The following is a 13,642-nucleotide window of genomic DNA, read 5'->3' on the forward strand; positions in this document are numbered from 1 at the left end:
GACAGGACCGTGCTCTCCACACGCAAGGAGTCACTGCTCAAAACCCTGACCGACATGGGGCGGCACCAACAGGGGAACCACGGCTGGTCCCTGTTCCACGAGTGTCTGAGCGAGGTGGCCGGGTCCGAACAGACCGGCGGGCTGGACGAGTTGCTGGCCGCGCTGTGGTCGCGGCGGCCCGACATCAGCGACACCCACGCCATCACGCTGATCGGCATCGCCGTACGTCAACTGGCCCTACAGGAGGCGGCGTTCGCGGATGTGTTTCGCGCGGAGCTGGCCCCGTCACACCGTACTCCCGTCCTCGCGCGAGCCCTCTCGGAGCGGACACACGACATCGCCCGGCTGATGGAGAGCCACTCCAACTCGTACACCGGGGCACGCAGGTTCCTGCTGCCGCAGCTCGTCGTCGGAGCCTTCGCCGAGTTCCGGCGCCTTCGCCGGGTCCGGCTCCTCGACCTCGGCACCAGCATCGGGCTGCTGCCGCGCCAGCTGAACAACAGGCGGATATTCGACCGCTTCGCCGGAGACCTGCGCTGGCAACCCCAGGCGCCTGTGTTCCGGAGGATTCCGCTGGCCTTCGTCGCCGGCGTGGACCGGCCTCCGCTGCCCACCCTCGACTGGGTACGGGCCTGCCACGGCCCCTCGGACTACTACGAGCAGCGGTTCGAGGAGGTCCGCTGGTCGCTGGAACAGGCCGAACCGGCGGACACCGAGCGGGTGTTGGAGCCGCTCGACATCCTCGACCCGCCCGCGCTGGCCGGTTTCCTGGAAGCCCATCGCATCAATGTGGTGACCTGCAACTTCGTGCTCTACCAGTACACCGAGGACGTCACCAGGCGGATCATCGAGACCGTGGTGGGCGCGCTGGGGACCCCGAGCCTGCTGTTGAGCATGGAGCCCAGCCACGCGCTGACCCGGATGGGCTGCGTCGTACACGCCTATCTGGACGGCAGCCCGAAACCGCTGCATGTCGCGGATGTCTCCGACGGGCATTTCGTGGGCACCGTGACGGTGCGCGAGGGGTTCGACGAGCTCGCGGGGCAGGGCTGGAGGCGATGATCCAGCATTCGCCGCTGGTCGAGCGCGTGGTCGCCTTCGTCTCCCGGCGCAAGGCCGCCGTCACCCTGGTCGGGGGCACCCTGGGGGCCGCCATCGGGATCTACAGCGACGAGGCGCGGTCCGTGATCGGGTGGACCTGGAGCCATGTGGTCGCCGGCGGCACGCTGGTGATCCTGGCCGTCGCGGGCATCGCCTCCCTCGCCTGGTGGGCCCGCGGCCTCGCCGAACGACGGCGCGAACTGCGACGCGAGGTCGTGAGGCGCTTCTTCGACATCCACGCGGACGACTTCGAGGAGGATCTCCCGTCGGACAACGCGGTCATAGGGCGACAGCTCTGGTATCTGGAACGCCGTACCGAATCGTCCGATCTCATCGTCCTGCTGCACGGACTCGGCCTCGACGCGGACGACTTCCGGCCGTTCATGAATGTCGCCCGGCAACACACGGCCGCCATCACGCTGTTCGGGCACAACGCGGAAGAAGCCAGGGACGCTCGATATCGCCCCATCGGAATCGTCGCCCACACCGATCTCATCAGCGGAGCCATCAACAACCTGCAACGGCAGTACCCGTACAAACGCATCACGCTGGTGGGATTCTCCGTGGGCTGCGACATGCTCTTCCGCCTGGCCGAGTTGTGGCGGGACCATCCGGAGCGACAGCCGAAGATCAAATCGGTACTGCTGCTCGACCCGAACATCAACCATTCCACGATGGTCATTTCAGGGAAGGTGGCACACCTCAATCCGGATCAGCCCCTGGCCGAACTGAAGCGAATAGCGCAGATCCCGGAGGAACTCGTGGAGTTCCAGAACTTCTGCGAATACCTCCACAAGATCAGCGGCAAGGACCTGAGCCAGGTGCAGCGTCATGCGGCGGACCTGTGGGACTACTGGGAGCCGGACGGCCAGTACGAGCTCTTCTTCCAGCGTGTCGAACGCATCAGGTCCATCAGCGACAGGACCAAGGTGTTCTTCTCGATCCACTTCGAGCAGCGGTTCAACAACGTCGTCGCGCTGGCCCGGCAGCGTGGCATCAGGCAGGTCTTCGATCTGCGCCGGGTGGACCATTTCGAGTTCTGCCAGGACACACTCCTCAAGCGCGAGGTGGGAGCCCTGATCCGGGGCGGCTGACCGGAGCAACCGCCCCGTACAGCGTCAGCTCCGAATGCGGTCGCCCGTCGCCGGCTCCAACTCGGTGCTGACCTCTGGCGGTTGGGGCCGCAGTGAGCGTGCCCTCGGGCCCTGGAAGACGTACGACAGGCCGAAGCCCGCGGCGACGACCGCCGCGCCGCCGGCCGCGTCCAGGACCCAGTGGTTGCCGGTCGCGACGATCGCGGAGACGGTGAAGAAGGGGTGCAGGAGGCCCAGGGCCTTCATCCACCGCTTGGGGGCGAGGGCGAAGATGACGACGCCGCACCACAGGGACCAGCCGAAGTGCAGGGACGGCATCGCCGCGTACTGGTTGGTGAGGGCGGTGAGGGTGCCGTAGTCCGGCTTGGAGAAGTCCTGGACGCCGTGGACCGTGTCGATGATGCCGAGGCCGGGGAGCAGGCGGGGCGGGGCCAGCGGGTACAGCCAGAAGCCGACCAGGGCGAGCAGGGTGGCGAAGCCCAGGGAGGAGCGGGCCCAGCGGTAGTCGACCGGGCGGCGCCAGTAGAGGACCGCCATGACCGTCAGTGGGACTACGAAGTGGAAGGACTCGTAGTAGAAGTTGAAGAAGTCCTTGAGGAAGTCGACCTTCACGACCCAGTGGTTGACCGCGTGCTCGATGTCGATGTGCAGGAAGCGCTCGATCGAGAGGATCTCGTGGCCGTGGTGCTCCGCCGTGGCGCGGCCGCCCGCGTTGGTGCCGCCCGTCGCCGCGAGGCGGACCTGCTGGTAGGCGGCGTAGGTGACGCGGATCAGGAGGAGTTCGAGGAGGAGGTTCGGGCGGGTCAGGACGCGGCGCAGGAACGGGAGAAGCGGGACGTGCTTCCAGCGGGTCGGGACCGGCGCGGCGTACTCCGTGGGGATCGGGCGGCGGTAGTACTCGGAGGTGCGGGACAGGAACGGGATCGCGGTCGCGGCGGCGAGGGCCGCGAGCAGGACGACGTTGTCGCGCAGCGGGTAGAGGGCCGCCATGTTCGGCAGCATCATCTTCGCGGGCAGCGTGACCACGAGGATCACGGCCACCGGCCACACGTACCGGTCCGAGGCCCGCTTGCCGACCCGGCCGACCACCGCGAGCAGCACCCACAGCAGCTGGTGCTGCCAGGTCGTCGGCGACACGGCGATCGCCGCGCAACCGGTGACAGCGACCGCGAGCAAAAGCTGCCCGTCGCGCGCGTACCGCACGGCCCGGCGCAGGCCCAGGTACGTGACGGCCGCGCCCAGTGCCAGGAAGACACCGATCTCCAGCGGCCCGGTGAGGCCGAGCCGCAGCAGCGCGCCGTGCAGCGACTGGTTGCCGAGGCCGTCCGCCGCGCCACCGAGACCGGCGCCTGCCATGTGGTGCACCCAGTAGGTGTACGAGTCGTGCGGCATCGCCGCCCACGCGATCGCCACGCTCGCGGCGAACGTGAGCGCGGAGGTGACGGCGGCCCGGCGCCGGCCGGTGAACCACAGCAGCGGCGCGAACAGCAGCACGGTCGGCTGGAGCGCGGCGGCGAGGCCGATCAGCACTCCGCCGGCCCGCTCGCCGCGCACCGTGAAGCAGCCGAGCAGCACGAGCAGGACCGGGATGATGCTGGTCTGGCCGAGCCAGAGCGTGTTGCGCACCGGCAGCGACAGCATGAGCAGGCTGATCGCGACGGGCGCGGCGAGCAGCGAGGCACGGCGGGTGACGGGCTTGGGCAGGGCACGGGAGACGACCATGCCGAGCGCGACGACCAGCAGCAGCGTGCCGAAGGTCCAGCCCCAGCCGAGGGCCTGCTCGGCCGCGCGGGTGAGCGGTTTGAGGACGAGCCCGCCGAAGGGCGTGCCGGTGAACTGCGTCGAGTCGTACAGCGAGCCCTTCACATGAAGCACGCCGTTCGGTCCGACCCAGGTCTCCAGGTCGGTCAGCCGGTCCCCCTGCGGGGTGCTGAGGACGACGGCCATCTGCCGTACGGCGAGGACCGCGGCGACCAGCCACAGGCCCAGGCGCGCCGCGCGCAGCCGTGCCCTGGCCGTCTGGGCGGCATCCGACCCGAATGCTCCCGCGGCTCCCGCCGGTCGCCCGCTGTGCTCCACGTTCGCCACGCCTCGTAGGCCTCCCGCCCCGTTCGTCCCACGCGTCACACGCGTGGTGGTTCCCTCTGTGAACCCTATGAGGTTCGCACCCCCTGCGGGAGAGACGCAGGCAACCCCCTCTTCACCTGACGTCCGCCCTCCTTTTGTCCGGATGACGATAGTCGGCCTCGGGTTGCCTGGGCACGGCAAATAACCGTGTGCTTCCGACCGGGCCCGATGGCCCGATAGCTTGTGGAGATGATCGGTTTACTGATCGTTTCGCCGCGGGGGTGGATGCGGCGCCGGGCACGCGCGCGCGTGCTGGCCGTCGTACTGGCGCTGTTCGCCCTACAGCTCGGATCGCTGGTGTCCCCGGCCTGGGCATGTGGCTGCGGCGCTCTGGTGCCGGGCGGGTCGCGGCAGGTCTCGGTGGGGCGCGAGCTGTCCGTGGTGCGCTGGGACGGGCGCCAGGAGCAGATCGTGATGCGGCTCACCGTCTCCGGGGACGCGCACCAGGCCGCCTGGATCATGCCGGTGCCACACCGGGCGACGGCCACGCTCGGCGACCCCGCGCTCTTCGACACGCTGAACGCGCGCACCGCGCCCGCGCACCGCGCCCGCTCCCACTTCTGGCCCCAGGACGGGGACTGGCCGCTCGTCTCCGGCGGCGCCGGCGGTGGCGCCCCGCCCGGCGCCCCGACGGCCCCCGGAGTGGGCGTGGTCGGCCGTGAGCGGCTCGGCCCCTTCGACGTGGCCCGGCTGACGGCCACCGACCCGGACGCGCTCGGCGACTGGTTGCGCACGAACGGGTTCGTCCTGCCGTCCCGCCTTGACCAGGCCCTTCAGCCGTACGTCGACCAGCGCTGGGAGTACGTGGCGATCCGCCTGGCCCCCGCGACCGCCGGCAAGGCCCTGACCGGCGTCCTCGACCCGCTGCACCTCACCTTCGCCGCCGAGTCCCCCGTCTACCCGATGCGCCTCTCCCGCCTGGCCCGCACCCCGCAGTCGCTGGGCCTGTACATCCTCGCCGCGCACCGCATGGAGCTCAGCGGCGGGATCGGCGGAGAACAACCGCAGGTCGCCTACGCCGGCCGCGTCACCACCACCTCGGGCCCGCTGGCCGGCCTCGCCAAGGGCACCCCGTTCCTGACCGCCGTGAACCAGGAGTTCCCCGACCCGTCCCGCATCACCGGCGACCACCTGCTGCGCCGCGCGGCGACGGACGCCACGTTCCAGCAGGTGATCTACGAGGACCGGCTGAGCGAGGTGGCGGGCATCCCGGCGTGGCTGCTGACGATCGGCGGGGGCCTGGCCGCGCTCACGACGACCGGTGTCCTGCTGGCCGTACGGCGCTCCCGGCGGTCTCGGCGACCGGCGATCCCGCCGCCACCGGCGTTTCCACCCCCGCCGACGCACGCGCCGGGTAGTTAACTCGGGTGGCCGGCACGGGTATCCAGCACGGGTGGCCGGTACCTGTCGCCGGACACACTGCTGGGCATACGGCTGGACACTGGACATACGGCTGGACATACGAAAGGCACGAGCACATGAGCGAGTCGCAGGTGTGGGACGACGTCGACGACTACTTCATCGGCCAACTCACCCCGGACGACGAGGTGTTGGAGGCGGCCCTGCGCGACAGCGAGGCCGCCGGCCTCCCGCAGATCGCGGTGTCCGCCGCCGAGGGCAAGCTGCTGCACCTCCTGGCCCAGATCCAGGGCGCCTCGCGCATCCTGGAGATCGGCACGCTCGGCGGCTACAGCACGATCTGGCTGGCCCGCGCGCTGCCCGCCGACGGCCGGCTGATCTCGCTGGAGTACAGCCCGAAGCACGCCGAGGTCGCCACCCGCAACCTCGCCCGCGCGGGCTTCGACAAGATCGTCGAGGTACGGGTGGGCCCGGCCCTGGAGTCACTGGCCGAACTCGCCGCCGAGACCGCCGAGAACCCAGCCCCCTTCGACCTGGTCTTCATCGACGCCGACAAGGCCAACAACCCGCACTACGTCGAGTGGGCCCTGAAACTCACCCGCCCCGGCAGCCTGATCATCGTCGACAACGTGGTGCGCGGCGGCCGGGTGGCCGACCCGGACAACGCGTCGCCGGACGTCCAAGGCACGCGCACGGCGATCGAGTTGATCGGCTCGCACGCGCGCCTGTCCGGTACGGCGATCCAGACGGTGGGCAAGAAGGGCTACGACGGCTTCGCGCTGGCGCGGGTACTGGCCTGACCCTTGTCGCCTACCGGCCACCGGAGTTGAGGCAGGCGCCGGTGCTGGTGTCTCAACCCTCGTGATAGAAGCCGACGTTGACGCTGCGCGGCCCGGTGCGGTCCTTGATGACGATCTCGCCGCTCCCGCCGCGCGGCAACGGCACGCTGCCGCCGTAGCCGACGGTCTGGGCGTACTCGCCGACGATCAGGCGTACTTCGGAGGACGGGTCGGGTTGGGAGCCGCGTAGCCAGCTCACCTGCCAGATGCCCTCGGGTCCGCACAGGAACTCCAGATGGACCCGCGAGATGAACAGCCAGTCGTCCGGTGTCACCAGCCGGCACACCGACTCGTCGCGGCCCACCCGCAGCACCTCGCCCGGGTCACTGGGCGCGTCGGCCATCAGCATGCCGGCCGTGGCGCCCTCGTCCGTCCCGGAGACCGAGGCCATGGTGAGTTCGAGCACGTGCGCTCCCCTATGAAGTGTCCTTACAGCAGCGGCCGCATGATAAATCGCCCGGCGCCACCGCGTCCGGCACAATTGAAGTCATGACCGAGCGAAAGCCACCGGGTGTGTCCTTCGAGTCCTGGGTCGACAAGCAGATCCGGGACGCCGAGCAGGCCGGAGAGTTCGCCCAACTCCCGGGCGCGGGGAAGCCGTTGCCCTCTGGTTCGGACACGACGTACGACGAACTGTGGTGGATCAAGCAGAAGATGGCCCGCGAGGGCATCTCCGTGCTGCCGCCGACGCTGGCTCTGCGCAAAGAGGCCGAGGACGCCCTGGCCGCGGCGTACTCGGCCCCTTCGGAGCGGATCGCACGGCAGATCATCACCGAAGTCAACGTGAAGATCCGCGAGATGATGTTCAAGCCGCCGCCCGGCCCCCCGCTGGGAATGAAGCCGTACGACGTCGAAGAGGTCGCGCGGGAGTGGCGGGAGCGCCGGGCGATTGACGGAACGGACTGAGCCGGCGGGTCACATGTGTACGGACCACATGTGGAGCGACCACATGTGACGCGATCACATGTGGAGAAGCCGCTCCGTCAGCTCGCGGTAGTCCCGCAGGGCCAGACGGAGTTGCTCGGTGTCGTCCGAGCCGTGGGTGCCGTCCGAGCCCTTGGACTCCCAGGAGCCGTGCAGGGTGGCGCGGCGCTTGGTGACGGCCTCCGTGAAGCGGGCGGCGACCTCTTCCAGTACGTGGTCGGCCTCCTCCACGGCGGACCGGGGCTCGTCGACGAACCCGGTGACCGCGTGCTGTAGCCGCAGGCTGAACTTGTCGCTCTCGTCGTGCGGGAGCAGGCTGCCGTTCTCGGCGTCCTGCGGGACGCGCCGTCCGTTGCCGGAGGCGGCACCGGAACCGATGCCGGGGGCGGGCTCGGGCGCGTGCACGGGACGGGCGGACTGCTCGGTGCGTTCGGCGCGCTCGGTACCGGTCGTGTCGCCGGTACGGGGGCTCGGGATCGCCCGGTCGGCTTCGCGCGACGAGGTCGTCGATGCGGTCGTCGCCGGCGTCGATGCCGTCGGCGTCCTCTCGGACGACCCGAGCGGTGTCGCCTTCTCGGACCCACGCGGGGCCGACTTGTCGTCGGCGGTCGTGCTGCCGAACGGCTTGGCGCCGGACCCGGACTCACGCGACGCCTTCTCGGCATCCCGCTGCTCGCTGGTCTTGTCGGTTTCCTTGCGGTCGGCGCGCTCCGCGTTCGTGTTCGCGTTGGTGTTGGTGTTGGTGTTGGTGTTGTCGCCGGTCGGCCGTATCGCGTCGGACATTAAGCTCAACTCCCCTTCAGTGCCTGCTTGTTGAATGAGCCGATCGAGTGGCGGCCACCGCGCCCGTGCCCGTTGCGGCTGCTACGGCTGTCGTCGCTCACCAGGTCGTCGAAGAGGGCGCGGGCTTCGAGCATGGCCTCACGCATCTCCTCGGTGCCGGCCTGGCTCTCCGGTGCGCCGTTCGTCCGCGCGGTGACGACGCGGTGCACGCGCCGGTAACCGTGGACGTGGTCCGCGTGGTGCACGGACAGCGCGTCGAACTGCTTGTCGTACTCGGCGACATCGGGGAAGCCCCGGGCGCCGGCGACCTCGCCGAGCAGCTGGTCGACGTCGGACATGGCCTGGCGGGGCGAGTCGACGAAGAGCTCCTGGGCGGCGGCCCAACGGGCCTGGAACTGCTCACGGGCCGCGGGCTCCAGCGGCTGCTCGTGCAGCGAACCGTGCTCCTGGACGCGCTCGCCGAGCTCACGCTCGGCGGCCTTCGTGTCGCCGTCGTGCCGGGCCACGGTGCGGTCGTACTCCGGCCCGAAGCGGCGCTTCAGGCCCGAGCCGCCGGTCGCGCCTCGGGCACGCAGCGCCAGGGCGGCCGCGGCAGCGACCACGCCGACCACGATCACGATCAAAACGATGATCACGCCTGTGGACATGAGTGCCTTCCGGGTTCTTGGCCAACCGGCTCTCGTAGTCGGTCGGTTCCTCTACCGGGTTGCCGTAAAGGCCCTCTTCAAACGACGACCACACCTCGGCGGAATTCGTGTCGCCGGTGTGTCGATTCCGCCCCGCCCCGTTCGACACACGGGTAAGAACCGATCGAGGAGGTTGTCATGGGTGAGGTCATCGCACGGCTGGCCATGTCGCTGGACGGGTACATCGCGGGCCCGGAGTCGGGGCGGGAGCATCCGCTGGGCATCGGCGGGGAGCGGCTGCACTCCTGGGTGTTCGGGCTGCGGAGCTTCCGCCGGATGCAGGGCATGAAGGGCGGCTCGGAAGGGCCGGACGACACACTGATCGCCGAGTGGACCGAGCGGCCGGGGTCAGTCGTCATGGGCCACGGGATGTTCATCAGCGGGGAGACCCCGTGGGGCGACGAACCGCCGTTCCACGCCCCCGTGTTCGTCGTCACCCACCACCCGCGGGAGTCGGTGGTGAAGAAGGGCGGCACGACCTACCACTTCGTCACCGAAGGCGCCGCCCACGCACTGGAGTTGGCCCGCGAGGCGGCCGGCGACAAGGACGTCTCCCTCGCGGGCGGCGCCGACCTGGTCCAGCAGTTCATCCGCGCCGGGTGGTTGGACGAACTCCTCCTCCACCTCGTACCGGTCCTCGCGTGCGGCGGACGACGCCTGTTCGACAACGTGGGCGACACGCACATCGAGTGGAAGCAGACCCAGGTCCTGGACTCCTCCCCCGAGGTGACCCATATCCGGTTGCGCCGCGCCCCCACCGGCTCCTGACAATGTCCGTATGACCTGGACGATCGCCCCGGAACCCCACGACTCCCCCGTCGCCGCCGCGCTCTGGCGGGCGTACTACACCGAGGTCAGCGACCGCTGGTACCTGCTGCACGAGAACCACCGCACGGACCCCGCCGAACTGGAACGCGAGATCGCCGCCCGCACCGGCGCCGAACTCGCCCTGCCCAGCGGCCTGTTGCTGGTAGCCCGGCACGAGGGCGAGCCGGCCGGCAGCGCCGGCGTACGACTCCTCGACGCCACCACCGCCGAACTGACAAGGGTCTTCGTCTACGAGGGGATGCGCGGCCGGGGCGGCGCCCCGAGGCTCGTGACGGCCGCCGAGGACGCCGCCCGCGACCTGGGCGCCAAGGTGATGATCCTCGACACCAGGAACGACCTGGTGGAGGCACGCACCCTCTACACAAAGCTCGGCTACGAGGAGACCGACCGCCACAACGACGACCCGTACGCAGAACACTGGTTCCGCAAGCCCCTCACCTGACCCTGGTAGCAGTCCCGTTGTGCGGCTGCTCCTGGTCCGACCCACACAACTCCCCATTCAGCTCCTTCACCAGCTGAACAAGATCCGTAGGCCGATCCGGCCCCCACCAGTCCCCCAGCGTCTCCGCGAGGGACTCCTCACGAGCCCGTGACAGCTTCTCGGCCACTTCCCGCCCCTGGTCGGTCAGTTGGAGGTCGAGCCCCTCACGCACGGCCAGCCGCCGCTCCTCAACTTGCCGAACCGCGGCGAGGATGACAGGCAACGGCACGGTGCTGCGCTCGGCGAGCACACCCGGTTCCACCCAGCCGTACCGCTTGATCCGCAGCAGCAGCCAACTGGCCGCCGGCTGAAGGTCGTAGCCCGCCTTCGCAGTGATCGTCCGGTAGATCTCGCGGCGCCCCTCCCGCGTGCCGAGCACGGACAGCGCGCGGCACACCTCGTCGTACGAGGACCGTTCGACGGGGTTGCTGGCGAGGGTCTCGGTGACGTCGGGGGCGGTGACCGAGCCGCGCAGCTTGTCCTCCTTGAGGAACCATGCCAGGACGAAGCCGACGAGGGCGACGGGAGCGGCGTACAAGAACACGTCGGTGATCGAGGACGCGTACGCGTGCAGGGCCTCCGGCCGTACCGCGACCGGCAGTTGGGAGATGCCGCGCGGGTCGGACTCAAGGCCGTCCGGTGTGACGCCGGCCGGCAGCGAGGCACCACGCAGAGCATCCGTGAGCTTGTCGCCGAGCCGGCTCGCGAAGATCGTGCCGAAGATGGCGACGCCGAACGAGGCGCCGATGGACCGGAAGAAGGTCGCGCCGGAGGTGGCGACGCCGAGGTCCTCGTACGACACGGCGTTCTGCACGATGAGCACCAACACCTGCATGACCAGGCCGAGTCCGAGCCCGAAGACGAAGAAGTAGGCGCTCATCTCGGCGGTGGAACTGCCCTCGTCGAGGCGGTGGAGCAGAAGCAGGCCGAGGGCGGTGACGCCGGTGCCCGCGATGGGGAACACCTTCCAGCGTCCGGTGCGGCTGACGATCTGGCCGGAGGCGGTGGACGAGATCAGCATGCCGAACACCATCGGCAGCATGTGGACGCCGGACATGGTCGGGGTGATGCCCTGCACGACCTGGAGGAAGGTCGGCAGATAGGTCATCGCGCCGAACATCGCGAAGCCGACGATGAAGCTGATGACGGCGGCGAGCGTGAAGGTGCGGACGCGGAACAGCTTGAGCGGGAGCACGGGTTCGGCGGCCCGCCGCTCGACGGCGACGAACGCGACCGCCAGCACCACGCCGAGCACCGCGAGCCCGATGATCTGCGGCGAGCCCCAGCCCCAGGTCGTGCCGCCGAGCGAGGCGACGAGCACCAGGCAGGTCGCGACCGCGGCGATGAGGAAGGTGCCGAGGTAGTCGATGACGTGCCGGGTCGACTTGCGCGGGATGTGCAGGGCGGTCGCGATGACGGCGAGGGCGACGACGCCGACGGGGAGGTTGATGTAGAAGACCCAGCGCCAGCTCAGATGCTCGGTGAACAGCCCGCCGAGCAGCGGCCCGAGAACACTGGTCGCGCCGAACACGGCACCGAACAGCCCCTGGTAGCGCCCGCGTTCACGCGGCGATACGACATCACCCACGATCGCCATCGACAGCACGATCAGCCCACCGCCGCCGAGCCCCTGCAATGCCCGGAAGCCGATCAGCTGGGGCATGTTCTGCGCCGCGCCGCACAGCGCGGACCCGACGAGAAAGATCACGATCGCGATCTGGAACAGCCTCTTCCGCCCGTACTGGTCCCCGAGTTTGCCCCACAGCGGGGTCGCGGCGGTCGAGGCCAGCAGATACGCCGTGACCACCCACGACAGATGTTCCAGCCCGCCGAGATCACTGACGATCGTCGGCAGCGCGGTCGACACGATGGTCTGGTCGAGGGCGGCGAGCAGCAGCCCGAGGAGCAGCGCCCCGATCGAGACGAGGACGTTGCCCGACACGTGTTCCTGGGCGGAACCGCCCCGTCGCGGGGGCCCCTCCGGTGGCTGCGCGTCTTGCACATTCCCCGTCATACCGTGCGCATCGTCGGCCATGAAGACCTCCCGAGGCTCTCGTTACACATCCATGGTGATCGGTATGGCCCGGTACGGCCTGTTGAGTCCGAATGGAAGCCCGCATTCCGGGGGTCGGAGGAGACGGCGTGAAGGAGATCCGCATAACCTCTGGAGTTCGACGGGGAGGGACGAACACGTGAACGAGGCGAAGGGCCACATATGCCCGCAGTGCGGGGCACCCCGGGCAGCCGACGGCTCCCCGTCCTGCGCCTGCACCCAACGGGCGTCCGACGCGCTGCGCGACGCGCGCACGGCGGAGGCGGCAGCGGCGGAGGACTTCGACCCGCTGCGGATCAGACCGTATGTGGAACTGGACGGCAACCCACAGGAGCAGACGCCTCCGACAACACGGACGACACCGCCCACACCGGCGACACCCGAGGGTGAGACACAGCGGCTGCCGGCGATCGAGGAGACGATGCTGCTGCGCATGGTGAAGCCCGCACCGGCCGCACCGGCTTCCCAGGAGCAGACGTCGATCCTCCCCACCCTGCGGACACCGTCGGACACGGCCCCGATTCCGACAGACCTGAGCCTGTTCGCGGACGGCGTGGGAGACGAAAGCGGCACGGGCACCCCGGAACACCCCACGGACGACGACGCCTCCCCGCGCCGCCGCCACCGCCGTACCGTCCTCCTCGCCGCCGCGGGGGCAGTCGTCGCGGTGGCCGCGGTGGCCGGTTTCGCGAGCGGCATGTTCTCGTACGAGTCACCGTCGCGGGACGAGGCGGCCCCTCAGGACGTACGGGCGAGCGTCCCGACGGCGTCGAAGAGCGCGGCGTCGGCAACTCCGTCCACGAGCGGTTCTACGTCCGCGCAGCCGACGTCGGCGTCCCCGACCCCGTCGCTCAGCGAGACCCCGTCACCGACGGCGTCGCCGACCTCGTCCGCCACGGCGTCCAGGTCCGCGAACCCCAGCCCCACCCCGACGACCACCACCAGCGCCTCGACCGCCTCCGCCACGGACCACCAGGGCGACAGCACCCCCACCACGATCCTGCAACGCGGCGACGAAGGCCCCGAGGTCACCGAACTCCAGCTCCGCCTGGCCCAGTTGAGGCTCTACTCCGGCCCCGACAACGGCGTCTTCGACAAGCAGGTCCAGACTTCGGTACGCACCTACCAGGTCGCCCGCGGCATCACATCCGACGAACTGGGCGTGTACGGGACGGCGACACGAGCACACCTGGAGTCCGAAACAACCGAACCGTGACGCTGCACTGGCCGGGCTGTCCCGCGGCGGCGGTCGGCAGTGTGACGCCGGCCGTGGCGGCGGCGCCGAGCATCGCCGTCGCCCGCAGGAAACTGCGCCGTCCGGCACCGGCCTGGGCTGTCTCGACCTGCTCGTGGTCGTGCTCGTGCTC

13 protein-coding genes are annotated in these 13,642 nt (G+C 69.9%); 8 read left to right on the forward strand and 5 right to left on the reverse strand.

Features of this window, described 5'->3' with window-relative positions; all coding sequences use genetic code 11:
• Window positions 1–9 precede the first annotated feature (9 nt).
• The gene (locus ACNFOC_RS21710) at window positions 10–1,062 is read left to right on the forward strand and encodes a hypothetical protein (RefSeq protein ID WP_416960753.1); all 1,053 of its coding nucleotides are present in this window, start codon (window positions 10–12) and stop codon (window positions 1,060–1,062) included.
• A complete protein-coding gene (locus tag ACNFOC_RS21715; RefSeq protein ID WP_416960754.1) occupies window positions 1,059–2,195 on the forward strand; it encodes an alpha/beta hydrolase in 1,137 nt (378 codons plus the stop codon). The genes ACNFOC_RS21710 and ACNFOC_RS21715 overlap by 4 nt, the downstream gene beginning before the upstream one ends.
• A gap of 24 nt (window positions 2,196–2,219) precedes the next feature.
• Here the strand turns inward: ACNFOC_RS21715 and ACNFOC_RS21720 are convergent, their stop codons facing one another.
• A complete protein-coding gene (locus tag ACNFOC_RS21720) occupies window positions 2,220–4,283 on the reverse strand; it encodes a bifunctional glycosyltransferase 87/phosphatase PAP2 family protein (protein WP_416960755.1) in 2,064 nt (687 codons plus the stop codon).
• Between the two features lie 228 nt (window positions 4,284–4,511).
• Between ACNFOC_RS21720 and ACNFOC_RS21725 the strand changes: the two genes are divergently transcribed.
• Both ACNFOC_RS21725 and ACNFOC_RS21730 read left to right on the forward strand, forming a co-directional pair.
• A complete protein-coding gene (locus tag ACNFOC_RS21725) occupies window positions 4,512–5,684 on the forward strand; it encodes a DUF2330 domain-containing protein (RefSeq protein WP_416960756.1) in 1,173 nt (390 codons plus the stop codon).
• Window positions 5,685–5,800: 116 nt separating this feature from the next.
• Window positions 5,801–6,481: an O-methyltransferase gene (locus tag ACNFOC_RS21730; protein WP_416960757.1), complete on the forward strand. Its 681-nt coding sequence runs from the start codon at window positions 5,801–5,803 to the stop codon at window positions 6,479–6,481.
• A gap of 52 nt (window positions 6,482–6,533) precedes the next feature.
• Here ACNFOC_RS21730 and ACNFOC_RS21735 read toward each other — a convergent pair whose 3' ends face one another.
• Window positions 6,534–6,926 carry an FHA domain-containing protein gene (locus ACNFOC_RS21735; RefSeq protein WP_416960758.1) on the reverse strand — a complete coding sequence of 131 codons (393 nt, stop codon included), beginning with the start codon at window positions 6,924–6,926 and terminating at the stop codon, window positions 6,534–6,536.
• A gap of 83 nt (window positions 6,927–7,009) precedes the next feature.
• On the opposite strand from ACNFOC_RS21735, the gene ACNFOC_RS21740 reads away from it, so the two are divergent.
• Window positions 7,010–7,426: a DnaJ family domain-containing protein gene (locus ACNFOC_RS21740; RefSeq protein WP_416960759.1), complete on the forward strand. Its 417-nt coding sequence runs from the start codon at window positions 7,010–7,012 to the stop codon at window positions 7,424–7,426.
• A gap of 54 nt (window positions 7,427–7,480) precedes the next feature.
• Here the strand turns inward: ACNFOC_RS21740 and ACNFOC_RS21745 are convergent, their stop codons facing one another.
• Both ACNFOC_RS21745 and ACNFOC_RS21750 read right to left on the reverse strand, forming a co-directional pair.
• On the reverse strand, window positions 7,481–8,227 hold the full coding sequence (locus tag ACNFOC_RS21745) for a hypothetical protein (protein ID WP_416960760.1): 747 nt from the start codon (window positions 8,225–8,227) through the stop codon (window positions 7,481–7,483).
• Between the two features lie 5 nt (window positions 8,228–8,232).
• Window positions 8,233–8,874: a hypothetical protein gene (locus ACNFOC_RS21750; protein WP_416960761.1), complete on the reverse strand. Its 642-nt coding sequence runs from the start codon at window positions 8,872–8,874 to the stop codon at window positions 8,233–8,235.
• 177 nt (window positions 8,875–9,051) lie between these two features.
• Between ACNFOC_RS21750 and ACNFOC_RS21755 the strand changes: the two genes are divergently transcribed.
• The gene (locus ACNFOC_RS21755; RefSeq protein WP_416960762.1) at window positions 9,052–9,681 is read left to right on the forward strand and encodes a dihydrofolate reductase family protein; all 630 of its coding nucleotides are present in this window, start codon (window positions 9,052–9,054) and stop codon (window positions 9,679–9,681) included.
• Between the two features lie 10 nt (window positions 9,682–9,691).
• Window positions 9,692–10,183, forward strand: coding sequence for a GNAT family N-acetyltransferase (locus ACNFOC_RS21760; RefSeq protein WP_416960763.1), 492 nt, complete (start codon window positions 9,692–9,694; stop codon window positions 10,181–10,183).
• Here the strand turns inward: ACNFOC_RS21760 and ACNFOC_RS21765 are convergent.
• Window positions 10,176–12,257 carry a DHA2 family efflux MFS transporter permease subunit gene (locus ACNFOC_RS21765; protein WP_416960764.1) on the reverse strand — a complete coding sequence of 694 codons (2,082 nt, stop codon included), beginning with the start codon at window positions 12,255–12,257 and terminating at the stop codon, window positions 10,176–10,178. The two genes, ACNFOC_RS21760 and ACNFOC_RS21765, sit on opposite strands and share 8 nt — an antisense overlap.
• Window positions 12,258–12,414: 157 nt before the next feature.
• On the opposite strand from ACNFOC_RS21765, the gene ACNFOC_RS21770 reads away from it, so the two are divergent.
• Window positions 12,415–13,491: a peptidoglycan-binding domain-containing protein gene (locus ACNFOC_RS21770; protein ID WP_416960765.1), complete on the forward strand. Its 1,077-nt coding sequence runs from the start codon at window positions 12,415–12,417 to the stop codon at window positions 13,489–13,491.
• The last annotated feature ends 151 nt before the right edge of the window (window positions 13,492–13,642 follow it).

It is taken from the genome of Streptomyces colwelliae, from assembly GCF_048158785.1.
Taxonomy (GTDB): Bacteria; Actinomycetota; Actinomycetes; order Streptomycetales; family Streptomycetaceae; genus Streptomyces.

Bases quoted from the DNA above. Each gene is read 5' to 3' on its own strand.
- ACNFOC_RS21725 (WP_416960756.1), top strand. From the start codon at position 4,512: ATGATCGGTTTACTGATCGTTTCGCCGCGGGGGTGGATGCGGCGCCGG.
- ACNFOC_RS21765 (WP_416960764.1), bottom strand. From the start codon at position 12,257: ATGGCCGACGATGCGCACGGTATGACGGGGAATGTGCAAGACGCGCAG.
- ACNFOC_RS21730 (WP_416960757.1), top strand. From the start codon at position 5,801: ATGAGCGAGTCGCAGGTGTGGGACGACGTCGACGACTACTTCATCGGC.
- ACNFOC_RS21760 (WP_416960763.1), top strand. From the start codon at position 9,692: ATGACCTGGACGATCGCCCCGGAACCCCACGACTCCCCCGTCGCCGCC.
- ACNFOC_RS21745 (WP_416960760.1), bottom strand. From the start codon at position 8,227: ATGTCCGACGCGATACGGCCGACCGGCGACAACACCAACACCAACACC.
- ACNFOC_RS21740 (WP_416960759.1), top strand. From the start codon at position 7,010: ATGACCGAGCGAAAGCCACCGGGTGTGTCCTTCGAGTCCTGGGTCGAC.
- ACNFOC_RS21755 (WP_416960762.1), top strand. From the start codon at position 9,052: ATGGGTGAGGTCATCGCACGGCTGGCCATGTCGCTGGACGGGTACATC.
- ACNFOC_RS21750 (WP_416960761.1), bottom strand. From the start codon at position 8,874: ATGTCCACAGGCGTGATCATCGTTTTGATCGTGATCGTGGTCGGCGTG.
- ACNFOC_RS21715 (WP_416960754.1), top strand. From the start codon at position 1,059: ATGATCCAGCATTCGCCGCTGGTCGAGCGCGTGGTCGCCTTCGTCTCC.